At 45.2% G+C, this 25,899-nt stretch carries 24 protein-coding genes; all 24 read left to right on the top strand.

The genetic code is table 11. From position 1 onward, the window contains the following. The 24 genes from GN277_RS21725 (at window position 1) to GN277_RS21610 (ending at window position 25,759) form a co-directional block, all read left to right on the top strand. The gene (locus GN277_RS21725) at window positions 1-837 is read left to right on the top strand and encodes a lipopolysaccharide biosynthesis protein (protein ID WP_159753612.1); all 837 of its coding nucleotides are present in this window, start codon (window positions 1-3) and stop codon (window positions 835-837) included. After that, window positions 834-1,907 (top strand): pyridoxal-phosphate-dependent aminotransferase family protein, encoded by a 1,074-nt coding sequence (locus GN277_RS21720; protein WP_159753609.1) that lies wholly within the window; start codon window positions 834-836, stop codon window positions 1,905-1,907. The genes GN277_RS21725 and GN277_RS21720 overlap by 4 nt, the downstream gene beginning before the upstream one ends. Before the next feature lie 13 nt (window positions 1,908-1,920). Further along, entirely contained in the window at window positions 1,921-3,264 is a 1,344-nt protein-coding gene (locus tag GN277_RS21715; protein WP_159753606.1) for an adenylyltransferase/cytidyltransferase family protein, read from the top strand. A gap of 237 nt (window positions 3,265-3,501) precedes the next feature. Continuing rightward, complete coding sequence (locus GN277_RS21710; RefSeq protein ID WP_159753603.1) at window positions 3,502-4,179, top strand: response regulator transcription factor; 678 nt, start codon at window positions 3,502-3,504, stop codon at window positions 4,177-4,179. A 2-nt stretch (window positions 4,180-4,181) separates the two neighbouring features. After that, window positions 4,182-5,660 (top strand): sensor histidine kinase, encoded by a 1,479-nt coding sequence (locus GN277_RS21705; protein ID WP_204162847.1) that lies wholly within the window; start codon window positions 4,182-4,184, stop codon window positions 5,658-5,660. A 103-nt stretch (window positions 5,661-5,763) separates the two neighbouring features. Then, entirely contained in the window at window positions 5,764-6,369 is a 606-nt protein-coding gene (gene hisH, locus GN277_RS21700) for an imidazole glycerol phosphate synthase subunit HisH (RefSeq protein WP_159753599.1), read from the top strand. A 22-nt stretch (window positions 6,370-6,391) separates the two neighbouring features. Then, the gene (gene hisF / locus GN277_RS21695; RefSeq protein ID WP_159753596.1) at window positions 6,392-7,153 is read left to right on the top strand and encodes an imidazole glycerol phosphate synthase subunit HisF; all 762 of its coding nucleotides are present in this window, start codon (window positions 6,392-6,394) and stop codon (window positions 7,151-7,153) included. A 35-nt stretch (window positions 7,154-7,188) separates the two neighbouring features. After that, a complete protein-coding gene (locus GN277_RS21690; RefSeq protein ID WP_159753593.1) occupies window positions 7,189-7,857 on the top strand; it encodes a uracil-DNA glycosylase in 669 nt (222 codons plus the stop codon). Between the two features lie 54 nt (window positions 7,858-7,911). Next, window positions 7,912-9,324, top strand: a complete 1,413-nt coding sequence (gene lpdA / locus GN277_RS21685; RefSeq protein WP_244324831.1) for a dihydrolipoyl dehydrogenase — start codon at window positions 7,912-7,914, stop codon at window positions 9,322-9,324. 22 nt (window positions 9,325-9,346) lie between these two features. Next, entirely contained in the window at window positions 9,347-10,000 is a 654-nt protein-coding gene (locus GN277_RS21680; protein WP_159753591.1) for an HD domain-containing protein, read from the top strand. Between the two features lie 54 nt (window positions 10,001-10,054). Beyond that, window positions 10,055-10,768 (top strand): LytR/AlgR family response regulator transcription factor, encoded by a 714-nt coding sequence (locus GN277_RS21675; RefSeq protein WP_159753589.1) that lies wholly within the window; start codon window positions 10,055-10,057, stop codon window positions 10,766-10,768. A gap of 4 nt (window positions 10,769-10,772) precedes the next feature. Then, entirely contained in the window at window positions 10,773-12,071 is a 1,299-nt protein-coding gene (locus GN277_RS21670; protein WP_159753587.1) for a sensor histidine kinase, read from the top strand. Window positions 12,072-12,105: 34 nt separating this feature from the next. After that, window positions 12,106-13,251: an aldo/keto reductase gene (locus GN277_RS21665; protein WP_159753585.1), complete on the top strand. Its 1,146-nt coding sequence runs from the start codon at window positions 12,106-12,108 to the stop codon at window positions 13,249-13,251. Window positions 13,252-13,356: 105 nt separating this feature from the next. Next, entirely contained in the window at window positions 13,357-14,040 is a 684-nt protein-coding gene (locus GN277_RS21660) for a hypothetical protein (protein ID WP_159753583.1), read from the top strand. 341 nt (window positions 14,041-14,381) lie between these two features. Then, window positions 14,382-14,918, top strand: a complete 537-nt coding sequence (locus GN277_RS21655) for a M48 family metallopeptidase (protein ID WP_159753581.1) — start codon at window positions 14,382-14,384, stop codon at window positions 14,916-14,918. Window positions 14,919-14,953: 35 nt separating this feature from the next. Continuing rightward, window positions 14,954-15,412 carry a precorrin-2 dehydrogenase/sirohydrochlorin ferrochelatase family protein gene (locus GN277_RS21650; protein ID WP_159753579.1) on the top strand — a complete coding sequence of 153 codons (459 nt, stop codon included), beginning with the start codon at window positions 14,954-14,956 and terminating at the stop codon, window positions 15,410-15,412. Between the two features lie 148 nt (window positions 15,413-15,560). Next, entirely contained in the window at window positions 15,561-16,055 is a 495-nt protein-coding gene (locus GN277_RS21645) for an NADH-quinone oxidoreductase subunit NuoE family protein (protein WP_159753577.1), read from the top strand. Between the two features lie 65 nt (window positions 16,056-16,120). Continuing rightward, window positions 16,121-18,001: an NADH-quinone oxidoreductase subunit NuoF gene (gene nuoF, locus GN277_RS21640; RefSeq protein ID WP_159753574.1), complete on the top strand. Its 1,881-nt coding sequence runs from the start codon at window positions 16,121-16,123 to the stop codon at window positions 17,999-18,001. Between the two features lie 15 nt (window positions 18,002-18,016). Continuing rightward, complete coding sequence (locus GN277_RS21635) at window positions 18,017-19,762, top strand: NADH-dependent [FeFe] hydrogenase, group A6 (protein ID WP_159753571.1); 1,746 nt, start codon at window positions 18,017-18,019, stop codon at window positions 19,760-19,762. A gap of 247 nt (window positions 19,763-20,009) precedes the next feature. Then, on the top strand, window positions 20,010-21,722 hold the full coding sequence (locus tag GN277_RS21630) for a [Fe-Fe] hydrogenase large subunit C-terminal domain-containing protein (RefSeq protein ID WP_159753568.1): 1,713 nt from the start codon (window positions 20,010-20,012) through the stop codon (window positions 21,720-21,722). A gap of 1 nt (window position 21,723) precedes the next feature. Then, on the top strand, window positions 21,724-22,896 hold the full coding sequence (locus GN277_RS21625) for a SpoIIE family protein phosphatase (RefSeq protein WP_159753565.1): 1,173 nt from the start codon (window positions 21,724-21,726) through the stop codon (window positions 22,894-22,896). An 87-nt stretch (window positions 22,897-22,983) separates the two neighbouring features. Next, a complete protein-coding gene (locus tag GN277_RS21620) occupies window positions 22,984-24,039 on the top strand; it encodes an FIST signal transduction protein (protein ID WP_159753563.1) in 1,056 nt (351 codons plus the stop codon). 15 nt (window positions 24,040-24,054) lie between these two features. Beyond that, complete coding sequence (locus tag GN277_RS21615) at window positions 24,055-25,002, top strand: methyl-accepting chemotaxis protein (protein ID WP_159753561.1); 948 nt, start codon at window positions 24,055-24,057, stop codon at window positions 25,000-25,002. Between the two features lie 31 nt (window positions 25,003-25,033). After that, a complete protein-coding gene (locus GN277_RS21610) occupies window positions 25,034-25,759 on the top strand; it encodes a LytR/AlgR family response regulator transcription factor (RefSeq protein WP_159753559.1) in 726 nt (241 codons plus the stop codon). Window positions 25,760-25,899 lie beyond the last annotated feature (140 nt).

Here is a 25,899-nt window from a genome sequence, read left to right as displayed (position 1 = left end):
ATGTCAGTTATTATTGAATTTTCAAGGTGCATAGGTACTTATTCAAGTGCGAAGTTTGAGTCAAAAATTATAGGGATTGTCACGGTTGGTATTTATTCAAATTACCTTTTAATTACGAATGCACTTAATATTGTGATGGGACAGTTATTTATGGCATTGACAGCCAGTATCGGCAATATGGGCGTTACGGAAAGCAAAGAAAAATCGGAAAAAATTTTATATGAAATTTTTTTCATGAATTTTTGGATTGATTGTATAATTGCGGCTTCTTTGTATGCGACGGTAAATCTTCTGATACATGCTTGGTTTGGTGAAAGTATGATTTTGGGTACGAATGTTTTGGTTTGTATTACGATCAATTTTTACATCTATCAAATTAGAAGAACGGTTTTAACTTACAGGGATGCCTATGGATTATTTTGGTATGACAGATATAAAGCTTTAGTTGAAGCCGGGATTAATCTTGTTATTTCTATATTTTTAGGAAGCAAAATAGGACTTATTGGTATTTTGACAGGAACGATTATAAGCACTTTGTCAACTAGTTTATGGGTTGAGCCATATATATTATTTAAATATGGTTTTCATAGCTCAACCAAAAAATATTTTGTAAAACTGAGTGTGTATACTCTTTTCACATTTGTAAGTTGTTTTATTTGTGAATATATTGTTAAATTACTGGGTTTAACTGGTTTTAGGGGATTTGTTTTTGGAGTGATCATTTGCACAGTAATAGTTTCGGCAATGATTTGTGTGCTGTTTATGGGTGCCGAAGAATTTAAATTTGCTATTACTTTAGCAAAAAAGATACTTTTAATTTTTAGGAGGAAGAAATGATTAATTTTACAGTGGGGCCAGTACAGTCAAGTGAAAAAGTGCGGGAAATCGGTGCGGAGCAGGTTCCATATTTTAGAACGAATGAATTTTCAGAACTTATGCTTGAAAATGAGAAACTGATGTTGAAATTTTCCGCTGCACCAGACGGTTCAAAGGCTGTGTTCATTACAGGTTCAGGTACAGCAGCTATGGAAGCAGCTATATTGAATACCTTAACATCAAGCGATAAGGTATTGGTTGTAAATGGCGGAAGCTTTGGACAGCGTTTTGTAGAACTTTTAACCCTCCATGAGATACCATTTACGGAGATTAAGCTAGACCAGGGAAAACAGGTAACAAAGAATATGCTTGCTCCATATAATGGAGGCGGCTATACAGCATTTGTAGTTAATGCTCATGAGACATCAACGGGTGTTTACTATGACATGAACCTAATAAGTGATTTTTGTAAAAGGAACAAATTGTTTTTGGTTGTTGATTCAATCAGTTCTTTTTTAGCAGATGAATTTAATATGGAAAAACTTGGTGCAAGCGTTATGATTACTGGCTCTCAGAAGGCACTTGCCTGTCCTCCGGGAATTTCAATCATTGTGTTAGCGCCTGCGGCATTGAAAAGAGTACAGAATTCTAAGGTAAAATGTATGTATCTTGATCTTAAAGATGCAATTAAGAATATGGAGCGCGGGCAGACGCCTTTTACTCCGGCCGTAGGTATTCTAAGACAGATACACGAAAGACTTCTGTGTATTGATAAAGACGGCGGAGTATCGGCAGAAATCCAAAAGATTGCAGATTTGGCCAGATATTTTAGGCAGGAGATAAAAGAGCTTCCTTTTGAAGTTGTATCTGAATCACTGTCAAATGCAGTTACGCCTCTTCATCCCACAACGGCCTCGGCATATGATATTTTTACAATTTTGAAAGACGAGTATGGAATCTGGGTGTGTCCAAATGGAGGTAAATTGAAAACTTCTGTTTTTCGGGTGGGACATATTGGGTTATTGACGAAGGATGATTATGATACTCTCATTAGTGCATTTAAGGATTTACAGAAGAGAGGAATCATCTAACAGGGGGGAGAGCATGGTCAGGGTTATAACTTACGGTACATATGACGTTCTTCATTATGGACATATTAAACTACTTGAGCGGGCAAAGGAATTAGGGGATTATTTAATTGTTGGAGTCACCAGCGATGACTATGATAAAACACGAGGTAAAATCAATAATCAGCAGTCTCTTATGGAGAGAATAGCTGCGGTCAAGGCAACGGGGATTGCAGATGAAGTGATTGTTGAAGAATATGAAGGACAAAAAATTGAAGATATAAGAAAATATGGCGTGGATATCTTTACGGTAGGTTCGGATTGGATTGGATATTTTGATTATTTGAATGAATTTTGTAATGTTGTATATCTACCCAGAACACTTGGAGTGTCCAGCTCGGAAATTAGAGAATCCAGAAGATCTATTTCGCTGGGACTTGTGGGAGAATCAAGTTTTCTCAATAAATTTTATAAAGAGTGTGATGTTGTAAACGGATTAAATGTAGTTGGAATTTGTGCTCAAGATGAACGGTATTTATCTGAAGAAATAAGAGGTTTGCCGATTTTGACCGATGATTATTCAAAATTGCTCGAAAAGGTTGATGCAGTATATATACGTTCTCAGCCGAACCAACATTATCGCCAGATTAAAGAGGCAATTTTAGCAGGAAAGCATATTTTGTGTGAAGCACCGCGTTCTTTGATTGAAAAGCAATGGGATGAACTGTCCCTGCTGGCCCAAGCTCATGAGGTGATTTTGATGGATGCTGTCAAGACAGCCTATGCGACAGCTTACGCTAGATTACTGCTGCTTTTAAAGTGTGGAAAAATTGGTGAGGTTGTATCTGTGGATTCCACTTGTACAAGCTTAATTTCTGAAGATATTGTAGGCTCAGATGCGTTTAAATGTAGCTGGGATAATATATATGAATGGGGGCCTACTGCATTATTGCCTGTGTTTCAAATATTAGGTACAGAATATAAGGAGGTTAAAATTGCGGTACGTTATGCGGATAAAAAGCAAAAGCATGATATGTTCGTTAAAATGAATTTGCTTTACCCATCCGCTGTAGCATCAATCAAAATAGGTAATGGGGTGAAGTCAGAAGGTGAGCTTATTATCTCCGGTACGAAGGGGTATATTTATGTTCCCGCGCCATGGTGGAAAACAGACTATTTTGAAATTCGCTATGAAGATCAGGCTTTAAATCGAAGATACTTCTACCAGTTAGATGGGGAAGGAATTCGATATGAATTGGTTTCTTTCATAAAGTCTATTGAAGAAAAGAAAAACCATTTGGAAATATCTTCTAAAGTATCTAAGGGTATTACAAAGATAATGGAAAAATTTGTTAATAAAGAAGATTTGTCTATTATATAAGTGCAAAAGCTGTTATGCGTAAAAAGACCTGGGAGGAAATAATAGTCCTTCCGGGTCTTTTTAGATTGTGAGTATAGTATGGTGAGTATAGGGAGATTTGCCTTGTCTGCATTCTTGTTTTTTGCTATAGTAAACATACTAGGTATTTTTGATATGCTTTCACACATTCTCCATATTTACCTGCTATACTAATACAATCAACTCAAAACAATAATTCTCACACGGAGGTTACATCATATGGACAGAATCAAAATATTAGTCGTTGACGACGAGAGCAGAATGCGCAAGCTGGTACGTGATTTCCTGGAAAGGGAGGGCTTTTGCGTGCTGGAAGCCTCAGACGGCATAGAGGCGATGGAGCACTTTTATCAGGACAAAGACATTGCCCTCCTAATCTTAGACGTGATGATGCCCAACATGGACGGCTGGCAGGTATGCCGCGAGGTGCGCCAGACCTCCAAGGTGCCCATCATCATGCTGACTGCCCGCTCAGAAGAAAGGGACGAGCTGCAGGGATTTGAGCTTGGCGTGGACGAATATATTTCAAAGCCCTTCAGCCCGAAGATTCTTGTAGCCAGGGTGACGGCCATCTTAAGGCGCGTCAATGCCCTTGATGCAGGACAAGTGATTGATGCCGGTGGAATCAGCATTGACAAGGCGGCCCATCAGGTGAAGATAGACGGAAAAGAAATCGAGCTTAGCTACAAGGAATTTGAGCTTTTGTCCTATTTTGTCGAGAATCAGGGAATTGCACTGTCCAGAGAGAAGATTCTTAACAATGTGTGGAACTATGACTATTTCGGAGATGCAAGAACCATCGACACACACGTAAAAAAATTAAGAAGCAAGCTTGGCGGGAAGGGCAATTACATCAAGACAATTTGGGGAATGGGCTATAAGTTTGAGGTGGAATAATGATGAAGCATTCGATTAAGCGGCAGATGATTACCGTCTTTCTTGGTCTTTTGGTAAGTTTTGTGGCGGCTCTTTTCCTCATTAATCTCTGGCTTCTTGAGCCTTATTATATTGGAAATAAAAAGACACAGTTTATCGATATGTATGGGGAGTTGAACCAGGCCATAAAGGATGGAATATTAAAAGACGGGATGCTGACGGACGAGGAGGCGGCGGGGCATCTGGCCTTTCATGCGGAGAAGAACAATATTTCATTTCTGGTAGCGGACGGACGAGGCGGGTATCTCACCAATGTTCATGATAAGGAGCAGCTTAAGAATCAACTCCTGGGTTATCTTTTAAATCAGGCTCAGAAGGACAGCAAGATTTTGGAGGATACGGAGGAATACCAGATAAACCAGTCCTGGAATCCCTGGAATCAGACGGAATATATTGAGATGTGGGGAGAGCTTGAGGATCAAAGCCAGTTTCTGCTTAGAAGCCCCCTTGAGGGAATCAAGGAGAGCGCGAAGATTTCCAACCGTTTTCTCCTTTCAATCGGAAGTATTCTGATTCTGTTGACGGTCGTTTCTGCATGGTATTTCTCTAAGCGGCTTACGACCCCCATATTAGAGCTTGCAGCGCTGTCAGACCAGATGGCGGATTTGGATTTTAACGCGAAATATAAAAGCGGAGGAAGCAATGAGATTGGAGAACTGGGGGCGAATTTTAACCGTATGTCGGAGAAGCTTGAGAGCACCATTTCTGAGTTAAAGAGCGTCAACAATCGGTTAAAGGAGGATATTGAGCAGAAAGAGCAGTTGGAAAAGATGCGCAATGAGTTTCTGGGAAATGTTTCCCATGAGCTTAAGACTCCCATTGCGCTGATTCAGGGATACGCAGAAGGATTAAAGGAGGGCATAAGCGACGATGTTCAGAGTCGGGAGTTTTACTGTGACGTCATCATGGACGAGGCGGCGAAGATGAACCAGATGGTGAAGAATCTGCTTGCTCTGAACCAGTTGGAATTCGGGGATGAAGATATTGTGTTTGAACGGTTTGATTTGACAGCGCTTATAAACGGAGTTCTGCAGAGTATGGAGATTCTGTCTGAGCAGGAGGGAATCCACGTCATATTCCGGCAGGAGGAGTCAGTCTATGTGTGGGCAGATGAGTTAAAGGTAGAGCAGGTGGTCCGCAATTACGTAAGCAATGCATTTCACCATGCAGGCATGGAAAAGGTGGTGGAAATCAAACTCAGGACTGTAGATGGAAAAGCCAGGCTGACAGTGTTTAATACAGGAGCGCCCATTGCAAAGGAGGATATAGAGCATATCTGGGAGAAGTTTTATAAGGCGGATAAGGCTCACAGCCGAGAGTACGGGGGAAACGGAATCGGTCTGTCTATTGTGAAAGCGATTATGGAGTCCTTCCATCAGAAATATGGTGTAAATAATTATGACAATGGTGTTGAATTCTGGTTTGAACTTGATGTACAATGATTCTATATAGCTGTGAGGCCCAATTTTGAAAAATTGGGGGATTTTATGATATGGGAAATCCTTGCATACCAGCAGTATATGATGGGAAGGATGGGATACGAAAGTGATAGCGATACTTGATTACGATGCCGGCAATATTAAGAGCGTAGAGAAGGCAATGCAGTTACTGGGGCAGGAGGTAAGGATTACGAGAGACAAAGAGACAATACTTTCTGCTGATAAGGTCATACTTCCAGGCGTGGGGGCGTTTGGGGATGCCATGGGAAAAATCCGCCAGTATGGGCTTGACGAGGTGATTCATGAGGTGGTTCATAAGGGAACTCCGTTTCTTGGTATCTGTCTGGGACTACAGTTGATGTTTGAAAGAAGCGACGAGTCGCCGGAGGTGGAAGGGCTTGGTATACTAAAGGGGGAGATTTTGCGTATACCGGAAGGGAAAGGACTTAAGATTCCACATATGGGATGGAATTCACTGAAGCTTCAAAACAACGGAAGATTGTTTAAGAAGCTTCCTTCAGAAGCTTATGTGTATTTTGTACATTCCTATTATTTGAAAGCGGCAGATGAGAGCATTGTGACGGCGGTGACTGAGTATGGGACACAGATTCACGCTTCTGTGGAGAGCGGGAATGTGTTTGCCTGCCAGTTTCATCCGGAGAAGAGCAGCGACGTGGGAATTCAGATACTCAGGAATTTTATATCCATATAGTTAGGAAGCTGGAGGAGAAGATATGCATACAAAGAGAATTATTCCATGTCTGGATGTGAATCGCGGACGGGTGGTCAAAGGCGTAAATTTTGTTGACTTAAAAGACGCGGGAGATCCGGTGGAGATTGGCAGGGCCTATGATAAAGCCGGTGCGGATGAGCTGGTATTTTTAGATATTACTGCGTCCTCTGACGCTAGGGGGACGGTTGTGGATATGGTGCGCAAGGTGGCAGAGACGGTGTTCATTCCTTTTACGGTAGGCGGGGGAATCCGGACTGTGGACGACTTTAAAGCTCTGCTAAGAGAAGGGGCGGACAAGATTTCTATCAATTCCTCGGCAATCAATACGCCGGAGTTAATCAGCAATGCAGCAGACAAATTCGGCAGCCAGTGTGTGGTGGTGGCTATTGATGCGAAGCGTCGGGCAGACGGAAGCGGCTGGAATATTTACAAAAACGGCGGACGCATTGATGTGGGAATTGATGCATTGGAGTGGGCGGCTAAGGTGGAAAGCTTAGGCGCCGGAGAGCTTCTTCTCACCAGTATGGACTGCGACGGAACGAAGGCAGGATATGATTTAGAGCTCACACGGGCGATTGCGGATGCAGTATCCATTCCTGTGATTGCGTCAGGCGGCGCCGGAAACCTTCTGCATTTTCATGAAGCGCTGACCGAAGGAAGGGCAGACGCGGCATTGGCGGCGTCGCTGTTCCATTATAAAGAGCTGGAGATACGGGAAGTAAAGGAGTATCTGCGGGGGAAGGGCGTAGCGGTACGCTTGTAGTGGATTTAACATAAAGATTAAGAAGGTGGGGAAATATGGCGGCAATCAACAATGACTGGCTGGAAGCGCTCAAGGACGAGTTTCACAAGCCTTATTATAAACAATTATTTGAAACCATAAACAAGGAGTATAAGACGAGATTAATCTTTCCGCCTGCAGATGATATTTTCAATGCATTTCATCTGACTCCGTTACATAAAGTGAAGGTAGTGATTCTGGGACAGGACCCTTATCACAACCATGGGCAGGCCCATGGACTATGTTTTTCCGTGCAAAAGGGGGTAGCGGTTCCCCCTTCTCTTGTGAACATTTACCAGGAATTGCAGGATGATTTGGGATGCAGGATACCCAATCACGGATGTCTGACCAAGTGGGCGCAGCAGGGAGTCTTGATGCTGAATACGGTACTTACAGTACGGGCCCATCAGGCCAACTCCCATCAGGGGCTTGGATGGGAGGAATTTACGGATGCGGCGATTACGGCTTGCAACAGCCAGGATCGTCCCATTGTATTTATCCTCTGGGGGGCGCCGGCACAGCGGAAAGGGAAGATGCTGACGAACCCTAAGCATTTGGTTTTAAAGTCTTCACATCCAAGCCCATTTTCGGCTAACAGGGGCTTCTTTGGAAGCAGGCCCTTTAGTCAGACGAATGAATTTCTAAAAGCTAATGGAGTAGAGCCGGTGGACTGGCAGATCGAGTAGACATGCCGTCAAGCCAGAGGCCAGGGGGCATACGTTGTAATCAGGAGGAGGGAAATGATGGGGAAACAGTATGATTTAGTCATTATTGGCGCTGGTCCAGGAGGATATGTGGCGGCCAAGAAAGCGGCAAAATTAGGGATGTCGGTTGTCATTATTGATAAGGGGGAGGTGGGAGGCACCTGTATTAACCGTGGGTGCATTCCTACGAAGGCGCTGATTCATACGGCCACGCTGTACCGTGATATGGTGGAGTGCGGGAAATTTGGACTATTTGCGGAGAAGGTGGGCTTCGACCTGCGTAAGATATATGAATATAAGGATTTGTCCATTGTAAAGATGCAAGATGAGCTTAAGAGGGAATTTTCTAGGCTTGGGATAACGTCTGTAAGGGGAACGGCGACGGTTCAGAGTGACAGGAGAGTGCGGGTGGCGCTGCCGGACGGCGGGACGGAATTTTTTTCGGGAAAATACACTCTGATTGCCACAGGGGCAAAGGCGCGGATGGTAGACATTCCAGGGATGGATTTGCCTGGAGTAATGACCAGCGAGGAATTGCTGACGGCAAAGAGAAGCAGGTATCGAAGCCTACTGATTCTTGGCGGCGGCGTAATCGGAATTGAGCTGGCAACAGTATTCAATGCCCTTGGCGGGGAGGTGACCATTGTTGAGGTGTCCGACCGTCTGCTTCCCAATATGGACAGAGAATTTTCGGATACACTGGAAGAAATTCTGACGAACCGAGGAATTAAGATACATAAAGAGAGTATTCTGGAGGAAGTGTCGAAAAAGGGAAATAACTTGAGATGCCGTTATGTGTGCCATGGGAAGAACCAGGAGGCGGAGGTGGACGCTGTTCTGGTGTCCGTTGGAAGAACGGCGAATACGGAAGGACTTTTTGATACGGATGTACCGATACGGAAGGAAAATGGACGTATCGTGGTGGATGATTTCTTTGAAACGAATATTTCAGGCGTCTATGCGGTGGGTGATGTCATAGGCGGAATCCAGCTTGCCCATGTGGCCTCTGCCCAGGCGACTTATGTTGTAGAGCGAATGAACGACGTTCCAACCTCTGTTATTGTGGAGATGGTGCCAAGCTGCCTGTTTGTGCCGATATCTATTGTACCGAGCTGTCTGTATACAGATCCGGAGATTGCGTCAGTGGGGCTTACGGAGGAGGAAGCCAGGAGGAAGGGCGTTCCGATTCGATGCGGCAGGTATGTGATGGATGTAAACGGCCAATCCATCATATCGAAGGAGGAACGGGGAGTCATCAAGATTTTGTTTGCGGCTGACAGTGATGTGATTCTGGGCGCCCAGTTGATGTGCCCCCGTGCTACCGATATGATTGGGGAATTGGCGACGGCCATTGCCAACGGGCTGACCTCGGCCCAGTTGATGTACGCCATGCGTGCTCATCCCACCTACAATGAGGCGATTTCCTGCGCGGTGGAGAACAGCAGGTAAAGGGAGATGTTTGGAGGAAAAGATGGAAAAAAACAGGATAGATAAACAGTTTGATTTTTTTCGTGAGATTGACAAGGAAAAATTCATTGGAAGACAGACGTATCTGACGGATGCCGTAAGGAAGGAGAATGATGCAGAACATGCGTGGCATATGGCCATCATGACCATTCTTTTGAGCGAGTATTCCAATGAAAAGATTGATGTATTAAAAACAGTGACTATGCTTTTAATCCACGATTTGGTTGAGATTGATGCCGGTGATACCTATGCTTATGACGAAGAAGGTAAAAAGACTAAGCGGGCGCGGGAGGTTGCGGCGGCAGACCGAATCTTTGGGCTTCTTCCAGAGGATCAGGGGAAAAAGCTTAGAGAATTGTGGGAGGAGTTTGAGACAGCAGAGACAGCAGAGGCTAGGTTTGCCCATGGGATGGACCATATCCAGCCGTTGATGTTAAATGCCGCAACGGATGGTAAGAGCTGGATGGAGCATAAGATTCGTCTTAGTCAGGTATTGGGGCGCAACCAGAATACGGCAGAAGGCTCTAAGGTTCTGTGGGAGTATGCATACCAGAAGTTTATTGCCCCCAATGTTGGAGAAGGGAAGGCTTGTCAAGGACTAAGATATTTTAAGTATAATCTGTATAATAAGTTGAGCATGACAGCCATGCCTTTTTGAGAGTGAGAGAAGGCATGGCAGTATTGTATACCAAAAGGGCAAGGGGGAGATACGATGCTTAAAATTGCAGTCTGCGACGACGAGAAATACTATAGAAATAGAATCTGCGCCCTGCTTCAAGATTATCTGAACCTCCATAATCTCAATGCATCCACAGAGGAGTTTTCTTCTGGAAAGGAGTTTCTCTCAGAGAGGGACAATCTAGTAAAGTATGACATTGTGTTTCTGGACATCAACATGGACGAGGTGGATGGAATCAGGACGGCGCAGCAGATGCGCAGTTACCAGTCGGAAACCTGGATTGTGCTTGTGACAGCATTTATAAATTATGCGCTGGAGGGATATAAGGTAGGAGCAGTCCGTTACATTATGAAAGATGCCCTTGACGTGCAGATGACAGAGTGTATGGATGCAATTCTCAAGAAAATGCAGCTTCAAAAGGTTACGTTATCCTTTTTGGAGGGGGAGAGGACGCTGTATACAGACAACATCATTTATGTAGAAAGCAGAAAACATAAGTGTGTTTTTTTCTATATGGAGAAGGAAATGACCATATATGAGACCTATGGGAAGCTTGATCAGATTGAGGAAGAACTAGCAAGATATGGATTTCTTAGGATACATAAAAGTTTCCTTGTAAACATGAAGCATGTCAAAAGAATCGGCAATTACCAGGCTGTGTTAGACAGTGGGGAAGAATTTTCGGTGCCGCGCCTCAGATTTGCCAAGGTTAGGGATGCGTTTGTGGCATATAAAGGAGAGATGTAGGTAGATGGAAGTAATTATGAAATGTCTGGTCCTTAGCCTTATGACTGGAATTAGCTGCAATGCTTTCTTCGGAACATTGCTTTCTGGGAAGGGATGGACAGAAAAACTTCCGCTTCCGGCGTTTGCGGCGGGGCTGTTGTCAACACTCTCATTTGGGGTGGGATTTATGCTCATATCGGTTTCGGAAGCGCCGGGGTATCTATTGCAGCCCCTTAGGGTTATTCTAATTCTCTGCGTTGTGATACAGATTTTTTATCAGGCGGGAATCAGAATGACTATTCTGCTTACTGTATTCTGGTGTGCAATCTATTGGGCTTTGAATCTTCTGGCTGTAGCTATGGTCTATGCCCTGCCTGGGCATTTTGAAAAATCATGGGGAATGTCGGACTGGTTTTGTAATATCCTGTTTCTGTGCTTGTCTCTTTTTTTTCATCAGCTCTGTAAGGGATGGTCAGACAGATGGGAAGAAAAGGACTTAAGCCGTTTTGCATGGCTTCCTGTGCTGAGTCTGATTGTGACGACACTGATGAGTATTACCGTGTGGTATACGAATACCCTGAATAAGATTGGTGTCATGGTAGTGGCAGTTGGGTATAGTGTGATTAATGTGTTGATATTTTACTTCATCGGCAGCGTAATGGAGAAAGAGCGAAAGGTGAGGGAAGCGCAGTTGATGCAGGACAGACTTGAGAATCAGATGGAGATGATTGAGAATATACAGGAAAAGGATATGCGCTATCGCAGGCTTTTTCATGACTATAAGAATCAGTTGGCATGTATTCAAGGGATGTTAAAGGAGGGCCAGACAGATGAGGCCCTTGGCTATATTGAGGAATTGAACGGGAGTATCCGAAAAGGAGAGGATTATGTCAATACTAATCATCCGGTGGTGAACACTGTGCTGAACCAAAAGTACCTGCGCGGGCAGGAGAAGGGAATCTCCCTTGTGATGGCAGTTAATGACCTGTCAAATCTTACAATGGGCAGGGAGGATATAGTCACTCTGCTTGTAAATCTGCTGGACAATGCAATCGAAGCATGCGAGAAAGTAGATGAGAATAAGGTGATACAATTTAAGATGATGCTGGAGGAAGGGCAGCTTACAATCTCAGTGCGCAATCCGGTGAAAGAGAAGGCTTTGGTAAAGGGAAAAAGAATTCCAACGACGAAGAAGGAAAAGGGCAGTCACGGATTGGGGATGCTAAATATCAATGGGGTAATCGAAAAGAATAATGGGATTAGTATATTGGAATGCGAGGACGGCTGGTTCTATTTTTCTGCCGTAATACCGGACGTACTGTAGTTTGTATATAATGTAAAGAAAGTGAGGATAATCTATGAGATTCAGAGAATTGGGAAAGACGGGATTAAAGGTCAGTGAAATCGGGCTTGGCGGGGAATGGCTGGAGCGCCATAATACAGAGGAAGTTAAGGCAGTTATTGACGCCTGTGAAAAAGAGGGAATCAACATTTTAGACTGCTGGATGTCTGAGCCAAACGTCCGCTCTAATATTGGTCTGGCCCTTATGGGACGGCGTGAAAAATGGCTGATACAGGGACATATCGGCTCAATCTGGGAAAATGGTCAGTATGTCCGGACAAGAGAACTTAGGAAGGTGAAGCCTGCATTTGAGGATCTGCTGACGCGGCTTAAGACCGATTACATAGACCTGGGAATGATTCATTTTGTTGATACAAAAGAAGAATTTGACAGGGTGATAAACGGAGAATTTATGGAATATGTAAGGCAGTTGAAAAGGGAGGGGAAGATTCGCCATATCGGCATGAGCACTCACAATCCGGAGACTGCCATGATGGCTGCGAAGCATGGTGAAATTGAAATGCTTCTCTTTAGCATCAATCCGGCTTTTGACATGATGCCGCCTGTAACAGACCTTGAGGAATATTTTGCGGAAACATATGACGAGAAGCTTAGCGGGATTGCTCCGGAACGGGAGGAATTGTATAAGCTCTGCGAGCAGAATCGAGTAGGGATTACGGTTATGAAGGGATATGGGGGAGGACGCCTGTTCCATGCTCAGACGTCGCCGTTTGGGGTTGCGCTTACGCCTGTTCAGTGCCTGCATTATGCCTTGACTCGTCCGGCTGTTGCCGCTGTGATGGTGGGCTTCGATAATCCTTGGCATGTGACTGAAGCCGTGGCATATGAGACAGCCTCAGAGCAGGAGAAGGATTACGCTAGTGTTCTTGCCAAAGCTCCCAACCATGCATTTTCCTTAGGCCAGTGTACCTATTGCGGTCATTGTGCGCCGTGTCCCTCTAAGATTGATATTGCTATGGTGAATAAACTATATGATCTTGCCGTCATGCAGGAGGAGATTCCAGGAACTGTACGCGCGCATTACGGACAGCTTGGGGCAAATGCGTCAGACTGTATCGGATGCAAAGGCTGTGAGGAGAGGTGTCCCTTCCATGTATCCGTTGTAGAGAGGATGCGAAAGACAAAAGAATTATTTTCATAGGAGTATTTTCTTGTCGCAATACCGTCGATTTGTGTTCTGTGGGTTGCTATGTCTGCGTTGAAGGAATAAGATGTGGGCAGAACACAAAAAAAGGAGGAGTGACATATGAGGATATTTGCCAAAAAGGGAATCGCACTAATCCTGACAAGCGCAGTTCTTTTTACTTCCTGCGCAGGAAAGGTCAGAAAGGAGGGCGCAGATACTCCAAAAGAGGCGGCAGAGCAGGTGATGAGCTCAGTAAAGGAATTGGACTTAGAGACCTTCAATGCATATACGGACAACTATGAAGGAGCCTGCTTAAAGCTGTTTGGATTTGCTGTGGAGAAGGAGTATAAGGTCTTTCAGGACCTTTTAAATCCCCATGTTTTCGAGAGCAGACGATACAAAGAAAAACGCAGGTTTGCCAAGAAGGTTGTGGAGAATTTGACCTGGGAGATTGACGGGGTACGGGAAGAAGATGGCGGTAAGAAGGCAAGTGTAAGGATTAAGCTTACTAATAAGGATATGGCGGAGGCCGTGGAGCGTTATATTCTGTGGATTGTGGAGGATACTGTAAATGATACGGGACTTGGGGCTGCTTTTGTCATCAAGAATATATCAAAGGCTGTAAATGAGTGTGACGATGATTTGATTCGATTTATTGACGAGACGGAACATACATGGACAGAGGATATTACAGTCACGGCGTATAAAGAGGACGGCGTGTGGAAGCTGCATCTTACGGATGAGTTCATAAATGCATTTATGGGAAATATTGACTCAGAAGAATATGAAGATGGGATTAATTGATCAGTAGAAATCTTGGAACCCATGGGAAAGAGGGGCTGTAGGAGAATGAGGTAACGGAATCATTTTCCTGCAGCCCTTTTTATAATATATAGCAAGCTATTTAAAATGATCCAAAAAATATACTAAAAAGTTGTTTCAAAGGATTCATCTCATTTCATGTAGGATATTTACCATCAGAATAATGAAAATAAATAGCTTACTATGGTTTTTTTATTTATTTCTGCTTAGTTACAGTCAGAAATGTGAGTACAGCAAATAAAAATTTTCTATATAGAATTCTTTTTATGTGATATGATAAAAAGAAGAATGAAAGCAGCAGTATTAAGGAGAAAAATATTAAAATGGACGAGATTACATATGAATGGATACGTACCCGCCGCAGGACGATAGCAGTCCAAATAAAGGAGGGAGGACGTGTGGTAGTGCGCACCCCTTGCTTTGTATCGCGTGCACAGGTGGAAAAATTCTTAGAAGAACGGAGAGATTGGATTATCAAGAATCAGAAGGCGCTCAAAGAGGTCCATGAGCAAAAGCTTAGAATTACAGAGGAGATGCGAAGGGAGGGCATGGAGAAAGCAAAGAAAATTTTGCCAGAGCGCGTAAAATATTATGCCTGTCTGATGGGCGTTACTTACGGCAGGATTACCATCCGTGAGCAGAAGACAAGGTGGGGGAGCTGCAGCGGCAGAGGGAATCTGAATTTTAACTGGAAGCTTACATTGATGCCAAATGAGCTGTTAGATTATGTGGTTGTGCATGAGCTTGCCCACCGGACAGAAATGAACCATTCCAGGAATTTCTGGAGAATTGTGGAGCAGGTATTACCGGATTATCAAGAGCGTAGGAGACGGCTTAAAGAGATGTCAAATAAGCTTTAGCGCAGGCTGGTGGGAGACGAAAGGCGGGACAGAATATGAAAAAACCCTATTTTCCATTATTTGTGGATATATCGGAGAAAAAAATGGTGGTGTTTGGCGGAGGAAAGATTGCCACAAGGAGAGTTGATACACTTCTGGGATTTACAGAAAACATTACGGTTATAGCGCCTCAGGTAACGGATCGGATTAAGAAGTTAAGCAAAGAGAAACAGATTCAGTGGATTTTGGACGTCTATGACGTAAAGCTTTTGAAAGGCGCAGATTTTGTGCTTGCGGCCACAGATGACCCTGTATGCAACACCCGCATTGTGGCGGACTGCAAGGCAGTCAATATTCCGGTTAATACTGCCCACAGAAAGGAATTGTGCGACTTCTATTTTCCAGGAATCATCCGGCGGGAAAATCTGGTGATAGGTTTCTGTTCTGGCGGGCAGAACCATAAGAAGGTGCGGGAAATCAGAGAGAAGGCAGAGCAAATAGTTAAAGAATATTGATAGTGAAATATCAAACAAAGATGTCAGAAAATTAACGCAATTTAGAGGGAAAATTTGTAGATTTTTGAAAATTTATGTGGTAGAATGAAATTTAGCGGATGTGATTTTAAATGTTACAAAAACTTTTATCAAGGGAGGTAAAATACGAATGCTTTCTAACAAATCTACAGTTCAGTTTAATGGAACGAAAGAACAGGAGAAAGAACTGCTGGACGTAATCCATGGGCTGAAGGATGAGAAGGGCGCTTTAATGCCGATTATGCAGAAAGCGCAGGATATCTACGGATATCTGCCTTATGAGGTGCAGAAGATTATTTCCGATGAGACGGAGATTCCGTTGGAGAAGATTTACGGAGTTGCAACGTTCTATTCACAGTTCAATTTGAATCCGAAGGGGCGTTACCGTATATCTGTCTGTCTTGGAACAGCCTGCTATGTCAAAGGCTCCGGAGATATTTATAACAAACTAATGGAAAAATTGGGGATTGTGGGCGGAGAATGTACTCCGGACGGTAAGTTTTCTCTGGACGCCTGCCGATGTGTCGGAGCCTGCGGTCTGGCTCCGGTTATGATGATTAACGACGAGGTATACGGACGGCTTACTGTGGACGATATCGACGATATTCTGGCTAAATATGAGTAAAAAAGACAGGGAATATCATAGTATGAGGAACATATTGACGACCATAAGGGAGGAATAAGGATAGAATGAAATCTCTGGAAGAATTAAAAGCGATTAGAGAAAAAAATCAGGGGGAAATCAACCTTCGTTCCGGACATGAGGTACAGACAGGATCTAAGTACCGCCTGCACGTTTTGGTATGCGGCGGAACAGGATGTACCTCCTCCGGCAGCCAGAAGATCAGAGAAAAATTAGAAGAAGAGATTAAGAGAAACGGGCTGGAGGAAGAAGTTGCGGTAGTCAAGACCGGATGTTTTGGACTGTGTGCATTAGGTCCGATTATGATTGTATATCCGGAAGGCGCTTTCTATGCAATGGTAAAGGAAGAGGACATACCGGAGATCGTATCGGAGCATTTGGTAAAAGGAAATGTAGTAGAGAGGCTTCTGTATGATGAGACCGTGAAAGGGAATAATGAGATTCTGCCTCTTCAGGATACGCAGTTTTATAAAAAGCAGCACAGAGTTGCACTACGCAACTGTGGAGCTATTAACCCTGAGAATATTGAGGAATACATTGGAACCCGCGGCTATGAAGCATTGGGTACAGTGCTGACCACGAAGAAGCCGGAGGAGGTTATCCAGACTATTTTAGACAGCGGGCTTCGGGGGCGCGGAGGCGCAGGCTTCCCCACTGGATTAAAGTGGAAGTTTGCCGCAGCGAATCAGGCAGACCAGAAGTATGTATGCTGTAATGCAGACGAAGGTGATCCGGGAGCGTTCATGGACCGTTCCGTACTGGAGGGTGATCCCCATGTAGTACTGGAGGCAATGGCCATTGCAGGTTATGCTATCGGCGCATCTCAGGGATATATCTATGTCCGCGCCGAGTATCCGATTGCAGTAGAGCGTCTGAATATTGCAATTAGTCAGGCAAGAGAGTACGGTTTGCTTGGAAAGAATATTTTCGATACAGGATTTGATTTCGATATTGAGCTTCGTCTGGGTGCAGGCGCCTTCGTCTGCGGCGAGGAGACGGCGCTTATGACATCCATCGAGGGCAACAGAGGCGAGCCGCGTCCGCGTCCGCCATTTCCGGCGCTTAAGGGTCTGTTTCAGAAGCCAACGATTCTGAATAACGTAGAAACCCTGGCGAATATCCCGCAGATTATCTTAAACGGCGCAAGCTGGTTTGCAGATATGGGAACAGAGAAGTCCAAAGGAACGAAGGTATTTGCTCTCGGCGGTAAAGTAAAGAATACAGGACTGGTGGAGATTCCTATGGGAACCACCTTACGTGAGATTGTAGAAGAAATTGGCGGCGGTATTCCAAACGGCAAGAAGTTTAAAGCAGCCCAGACCGGAGGACCATCCGGCGGATGTATTCCGGCAGAGCATTTTGACGTGCCGATTGATTATGACAACCTGATTGCTATTGGTTCTATGATGGGCTCCGGCGGATTGATTGTTATGGATGAGGATACCTGTATGGTGGATATTGCAAAGTTTTTCCTGGAGTTCACGGTAGATGAATCCTGCGGAAAATGTACGCCATGCCGTATCGGAACCAGACGAATGCTGGAGATTTTAGAGAAGATTACCAATGGACAGGGAACCATGGAGGACTTAGACAAGCTGGAGGATTTAGCGGCTCACTTAAAGTCCAATTCTCTTTGCGCACTTGGACAGACAGCCCCCAATCCTGTACTTTCCACTCTGCGTTACTTTAAGGATGAATACATAGCACATATTGTTGACAAGAAATGTCCGGCAGGCGTATGTAAAGCCCTTCTTTCTTACAAGATTGATGCGGACAAGTGTAAGGGATGTACTCTTTGTGCAAGGACCTGTCCGAATGACGCAATCACAGGCTCCGTAAGAGAACCGCATGTGATTAACCAGGATAAGTGCGTAAAATGCGGCGCATGTATGGAAAAATGTCGTTTCGGCGCTATCTATAAAGAGTAATGGAGGATGGAGAATATGGAAAATATTAATCTTAAAATCAATGGTCTTGATGTATCCGCTCCTGTAGGCTCTACGATCCTTGAAGCAGCGCACCTTGCGGGAATCAAGATACCTACGCTTTGTTATTTGAAGGAAATCAATGAGATCGGCGCATGCCGGATGTGCGTTGTTGAGGTAAAGGGAGCCAGGAACCTGGTAGCTGCATGTGTACATCCGGTCAACGAAGGAATGGAGGTATATACCAATACGCCAAAGCTGATCGAGTCAAGAAAGAAGACTTTGCAGCTTCTTCTGTCCAACCATGATAAGAAATGTCTGTCATGTGTAAGGAGTGGGAACTGCGAGCTGCAACAATTATGCCATGAGTACGGCGTGGAGGACGAGGATTTCTATGAGGGTGAAATGAACCATTATGAGCTGGATGATTCCGCCGCTCATATGATTCGTGATAATAATAAATGTATCTTATGCCGCCGCTGTGTGGCAGTCTGTGAAAAGACCCAGGGAATCGGTGTCATTGGACCGAATAACCGTGGATTTGCCACTATGATTGGTTCGGCATTTGAGATGGGACTAGGAGAGACAAGCTGTGTATCCTGCGGTCAGTGTATTGCAGCCTGTCCGACAGGCGCGCTGTACGAGAAGGATTATACGAAGCAAATCCTTGAAGCCATTGCAGACCCGGAGAAATATGTGGTGGTACAGACCGCTCCATCTGTCCGCGCAGGACTTGGAGAGGAATTCGGTTATCCCATGGGAACGGATGTGGAGGGCAAGATGGCGGCAGCCTTGCGGCGAATCGGCTTTGATAAGGTATTCGACACAGACTGGGCGGCAGACCTTACTATTATGGAGGAGGCCAACGAACTGCTTGACAGGATTAAGAACGGCGGCGTACTGCCGATGATTACCTCCTGTTCACCAGGATGGATTAAATACTGTGAGCACTATTTCCCAGATATGACAGAGAATCTGTCAACCTGTAAGTCACCTCAGCAGATGTTCGGCGCAATGCTGAAAACATATTTTGCCGAGAAGGAGGGGATTGACCCGAAGAAGATTGTCTCCGTAAGCGTTATGCCTTGTACGGCAAAGAAGTTTGAGATTGGCAGAGACGACCAGAGTGCGGCGGGTGTTCCGGACGTGGATATTGCGATCACCACAAGAGAGCTTGCAAGGCTGATTAAGCGCTGTGGCATTGAATTTACAATGCTTCCTGATGAGGAGTTTGACAATCCAATGGGCGAGTCCACCGGAGCAGGCGTAATCTTCGGGGCAACCGGCGGCGTTATGGAGGCGGCGCTGCGTACGGCGGTTGAGACGCTGACAGGCGAGGAGCTTGCAAATCTGGAGTTTACGGATGTACGTGGAACCCAGGGCATCAAGGAGGCATCCTACAATGTGGCAGGTATGGATGTGAAGGTTGCCGTTGCATCAGGTCTTGGCAATGCAAGAGAGCTGCTTAATAAGGTGAAGGCAGGCGAAGCGGATTATCAGTTTATCGAGATCATGGGATGTCCGGGCGGATGTGTGAATGGCGGAGGACAGCCCCAGGTATCCGGCGATGTCCGTAACTTTACGGATGTACGTGGAATTCGGGCGGGCGTATTGTATCGCAATGATGCGGCGAAGACGATTCGTAAGTCACATGAGAATCCGGAGATTAAGAAGCTCTATGAAGATTATCTGGGCGCACCGGGAAGCCACAAGGCACATGAGACTCTGCATACCAGTTATGTGAAAAGGTCTGTAAATATATAAATATTCTTAGTAAGACGGCCGATACGGTAGAATGAACCCTTCCGTTTCCGGCATTACAGATTATTTAGAGATAGCACCTAACTTTGTTCAAGCGGGGTGCTATTTCTTATTTTTGTCATGGCATGGTACAGGCAGCCAAGGGCAAGTTTTTTGACTCACAAGAACGTGAAAAAACTGTCAAAATAACTTGAGAGGGTATCTTTGTTTTGATATAATTTAAGAAAGAAATCATACAGGAGGCGAAAAGATGCGGGTAATCGATTTTAGGGATGCAAGCTGCAGGCATTGCTATAAATGCGTGCGCCATTGCGAAGTAAAGGCAATCTCTGTAGTAAATGAGCAGGCGCACATCATGAAAGACCACTGTATTAACTGCGGACACTGTTTGGAGGTCTGTCCTCAGAATGCGAAGACGTTTGCAAGCGACATGGAACGGGTGAAGGGATACTTAAGGCAGGGGATGAAGACCGTCATCTCCATTGCGCCCTCCTATCTGGGAGTCCTTGAGTACGACCGGCCGGGGCAGGTGGTGGACGCCTTAAAGCGTCTGGGATTTTATGAAGTGCGTGAGACGGCAGAGGGGGCGGCCCTTGTGACCAGGGAGTATGCAAGGCTTCTTGAGGAGGGAAAGATGGAGAATATCATTACCACATGCTGTCCCAGCGTCAATGACCTGATTGAAAAATACTATCCTTCTCTGGTTACTATGATGGCGCCGGTGGTATCTCCCATGGTGGCTCATGGACGTCTGATTAAGAGTATTTATGGGGAGGAGGTTAAAGTTGTCTTTTTAGGTCCCTGTATTGCCAAGAAGGAGGAGGCGATTGGAGACGAGCGTGTAAGAGGCGCCATTGACGCAATCCTGACGTTTGAGGAGATTACCAAATGGTGGAGGGCAGAAGGAATCGACATCCACCAGTGTGACGACCAGCCTGTGGGCAATCCAAGCCCAGAGGTGAACCAGCTCTATCCTTTAAGCGGCGGTGTGATTCAGTCTGTGCTGGCAGATACGTCAAAGGATTCCTACTATAAGGTACATATTGACGGTCTTAAGAACTGTATGGAATTGTTTGAAGAATTGAAGATGGGCGAGATTAGCAAGTGCTTTTTCGAGGTAAATGTATGTGAGGGCGGATGCATCAAGGGGCCTGCTTCGGATAAATGGCAGCAGTCATTAATCCGCGCCAAGATGGATATCGAGAGGCAGGTGAAGCATAGGGAAAAAGCCCAGGGAATCGATGGAAGCGCCGTATTGCTTTATAAGGAATTCACAGACCGCCAGGTGGTTGACAGGCAGCCGGATGATAAGGAGATGCAGGCAGTTCTCCATGCCATGGGAAAATACACCAGAGAGGATGAGTTAAACTGCGGAGCCTGCGGGTATGCCACCTGTCGTGCGAAGGCTGTGGCTGTGTTCCAGAAGAAGGCGGAGATTGGCATGTGCCTTCCTTATGCCCTTGCTCAAGCAGAATCTATGTCGAATATTGTCATGGATGTGACACCGAGCATGATTATGATCATTGGCAAAGATATGCGGATTCGTGAGTGTAACAAGAAAGCCATGGAGATGCTTGGCGTATCCAGGGAAGAAGCCCTGGAGAGATATATTTTTGAGTTCATTGATGATAAGGATATTGCGGAAGTGTTAAGGACAAAGAAGCAGATGATCCATAAGAAGATAAATTTGGAGACTGTGAAGCTTAAGGTAGTGGAGACAATTATCTATATCGACAGCCTGGAATCTGTGCTTGTAACCTACCAGGATATCACGAAGGAAGAAAAGGCCAAGGAGCAGCACTATAACCTGAAGATTGAGACGGTGGAGATGGCTCAGAAGGTTATTGATAAGCAGATGATGGTTGCCCAGGAGATTGCTGGATTATTGGGGGAAACTACGGCTGAGACGAAGGTGACTCTGTCAAAGCTTCGGGATTCGATTCTGTTTGAAGAGGATGAATAGTATGAGTGTAAGTGTAGATGTATCCTGGAAAAGCCTGAACAAGCATGGGGAAGAACTGTGCGGGGATAAGGTTGAGATATTGAAGACAAAGGACTCCCAGATTGTGATACTGGCAGACGGTATGGGAAGCGGAGTCAAGGCGAATATTCTGGCGACCCTTACCTCTAAGATTCTGGGAACTATGTTCCTTGAGGGGGCTGCCATTGACTCCTGTGTGGAGACGATTGCCAAGACCCTTCCTGTCTGTAAGGTTCGGGAGGTAGCGTATGCGACCTTCAGTATTCTGCAGATTTTTCACAACGGGGAGGCGTATCTTGTGGAATTCGACAATCCGCTGTGTATCTTCGTAAGAGATGGGAAGATTGTGAATTACCCATATCAGGAGAGGGTAATCGAGGGCAAAGCCATCCGAGAGTACCGTTTCAATGTGAGTCTTAAGGACTGCTTCGTGTTGATGAGCGACGGGGTAATCTGGGCAGGCGAAGGAGAGCTGATGAACCTTGGGTGGACCTGGGAGGATATGGCGGATTACACGTTAAAATGCACGAAGCAGACTCTTTCAGCATCCCGTCTTGCTGCAATGCTGAGCCAGCTTTGCGACGATCTGTACGGCAATAAGCCAGGGGATGACACCACGGTTGCTGTGGCAAGGGTGATTGAGCGGCGGATTGTCAATATATTTACCGGACCTCCGACTCATAAGGAGGACGACGAGAGGGTAGTCCGCGACTTCATGAAGCAGGAGGGAAGGAAGGTGGTCTGCGGCGGTACAAGCGCCAATATCACATCCAGAGTATTAAAGAGAGAGATTGTGACGTCAGTTAATTATGCGGACCCTACGGTTCCGCCGACTGCATCGATTGAAGGACTGGATCTGGTGACAGAGGGCGTCCTCACCATCGGAAAGTCCCTGGGGCTTCTGAAGCGGTATGAACAGGATGAATTTGACGAGGCGTTTTTCGATGAACTGGATGCGGATAACGGAGCTGCGAAGCTGGCGAAGCTGATCATAGAGGAGTGTACGGAACTGAATCTGTTTGTGGGGAAAGCAATGAACGTAGCCCATAAGAACTCGAACCTGCCCTTTGATTTGAGCGTGCGTATGAACCTTGTGGAGCAGTTAAAAGAGTGTGCCAAGAGTCTGGGGAAGACGGTAAATGTGAAGTATTATTAACATAAAAAGGAAAATTTAATTGACGTAATGTACATTTATCACATATAATATATTCACTATTCGACAAGCAAAGAGAGGAACTACATAATGAAACAGATTTTTGGAAAAAGCCAGAGTGGAAATCTGCAGGAAGCGGTTCGCGGTATCAGCAGACCGCAGCTCCTTATGCTGTTTTCCAACAGTGAACAGTTTGAAAGACATGTAAAAGAGTTAGAGGAGCTCTATCCGAACGTTCCAAGTATTGGATGTATCGGAATGTGTTATGATTCAGCAGTAGTGGAGAAGGGTGTCGGCGTCGTAGCATTTACGGAAGGAGTTATTGCGGCGGCGAATGTGTTAGAGCAGGTGTCCGTGATGCCTGTTAGGTATATAGACCGGCTTGTAAAGGACGTGAACAGTGTTAAGGCGGCTCAGAATGATACGGTGTGTATTGATTTCTGCGCCGGAAACGATGCCTGTGTGCTGACTACGATTTATTCTGTGTTAAAGCGCAAGAATATTTCGCTGGTAGGCGGAACCGGCGATGGAGGTAAGGTATCGGCAAACGGCAGGATATATGAAGATGCCGTAGCTTACGCAATAGTAAAGAATCAGGGCGGCAGAGTAAAAGCATATAAAGAGAATATTTACCATCAGATGGAGAACCACCGGTTTATTGCATCTCGGACAGATAAGGCCAATTATGTGCTTGGGGCGCTGAACGGCAGACCTGCTAAGCAGGTATATCAGGAGATCCTCCATGTAACAGAGCAGGAGATCACGACTCGTACATTCCAGAATCCTTTCGGTAAATTGAACGGGGATGATACATGTATTATTTCCATCAAAGAAGTAAAGGGCGATTCACTGGTCTGTTTCCGACAGGTAAATGATTCGGACGTTCTGGTGCTGCTGGAGCTTGGGGACTATCGGGAGACTGTGAGGAATACGATTCAGACGATTCGGCAGGATTTTTCAAAGGTCTCCGCAGTATTTTCCGTGAACTGTCTGTTTCGGTATCTGCTCTTTACACAGAATCACTATATGCAGGAATATCTTAAGGATATGGAGAAGCTGGGGAACCATGCCGGTCTTGTAGGATATGGAGAACATTATAACAACCGGTTTGTGAACCAGTCTATGACTTGCGTGGTGTTTGAGTAAAGGGGGGAGAGGGCAATGCTGTTTTGGAGAAGGAATAAGCGTGAGGCAGACATGAGATCGGAGAACGAGGATAACTTATATCCTGTGGTCCATGTAATGAATACGTTAAAAGAGTATGAGAAGGAAATGGTCCAGAAGGAAGTGGATTCTCTGTGGGAATTGAATGAGATTAGGGGCTCTTTTGATACAGTTTTAAGGGAGACAGAGAGCTTCCAGGAGAGGCTTTCAGATTTCGAGCATAATTTCATGAGCATTGAGCAGGCATCCGGTGGATTTGCGCAGGTGAAAGATACGGTGGCCCAGTCAGTACAGCAAGCGCAGGACGAGGTGACAGAGCTTAAGAGCAGTTCTATGCAGGTTGCGGACTATTTCAGTGAGATGGAGCAGACGTTTGAGGAGCTTAAGACGGCTGTAGAGAAGATTAAGCAGTGTACAAATAAGATTGTTTCTATTGCTGACCAGACCAACATTCTTGCCATTAATGCTTCTATTGAGGCGGCGCGGGCAGGCGAGCAGGGCAGAGGGTTTGCCGTGGTGGCTGTAGAGGTCAAGAAGCTGGCAGACGAGATTAAGGGTCTGACAAAGGAGGTAGACTTGGGCATCCAAGATGTGGAGCAGGGTACAGAACGATTGAACGGCAGTATCACCACATCCCAGGGGGCTCTTGGGGAGAGCATCCAGAAGGTGCAGAAAACCTATGACATGTTCGATGAGATTACCCAGTCTGCGGAGGGCGCGGTCAATGTTCATACGGAGATTTCTGGCGTAATCGATCAATCAAAGAACGCACTTCAGATTTTGTGCGGGTTCTTCGAGCAGGTAAGAGGGCAGTATCAGGAAGTTATAAAGCATATTAATCAAGCGGCAAGACACGGTACGACTAAGAGCGCCATGTTTGAGGATATTGATAACCTGCTGTCTCAGATTCCGCCGATTATAGAGGAATATACCTCTGAGGAATAGAGAGGTCTTTTAGAAGGGAAGTGTCGCCTTAATGTATTCCATTGCCCTTTGTGATGATGATGAGAGGGAGCTGGACATAATTGAAGATTTTTTGACAGCATATCTGAAGTCAAATGAAACGGATGAATACAAGATTGACCGATTCAAGAGTGCAGAAGAACTTTTGGAGAGGATTACAGAGAGGGAATATTTGCCGGATCTTTTGCTTTTGGATATATTTATGTCGGGAAAGACCGGTGTAGAGGCGGCGGAGGAATTGCGCAGGCAGGAGTGCGGTACGCTTATTGTCTTTCTGACTACGTCAAAGGAGTATGCCCTGGAAGCCTACGGGGTGGATGCACTCCAATATCTTGTGAAACCTTTGGATGAGGAGAGGTTCTTCCATGCTATGGAAATTGTGTTCCAGCAGATGAAGAAGGCAGGGGAGGAGCAGATTGTGATGAAGGTTGCAGGAGGCGGTATTCGGCAGATGAAGCCGGATGATATCGTCTACTGTGAGTCTCAGAAGAATTATCAGATGTTGTATCTGGATACAGAAGAATGTCGGGTGAGAATAACGGCCAAAGAGATGTGGGAGATGTTGGAACATTTCGTACAGTTTAGCAGATGCGGCCGGTCTTATATTTTAAACCTGAACCATGTCATTTCCGTGGAGAAGGAAGAAATTCTCATGGATAATGAATGCAGAATCTATATTCCGAGAAACGTATCCGCGGAATTTAAAAAGGTCTATTTTTCCTATTATTTTGACAGTTAATAAAGCGTTAGAGGGACTTGAGGGAGTGGTTTCCCGACGGTCTCTTTTTTTATCCCAGATAAATGACGAGTTATCCCACCTTAAAAATAATAATCCTCTTCGTGATATAATGAAAAAGAAGTGTCATGAAATGACATTTT

Origin of the sequence: Sporofaciens musculi, assembly GCF_009830285.1 — a bacterium.
Taxonomy (GTDB): Bacteria; Bacillota; Clostridia; order Lachnospirales; family Lachnospiraceae; genus Sporofaciens; species Sporofaciens musculi.
The sequence above is the reverse complement of the archived record's forward strand: the minus strand, read 5'-3'. Positions and strand labels throughout refer to the sequence as shown.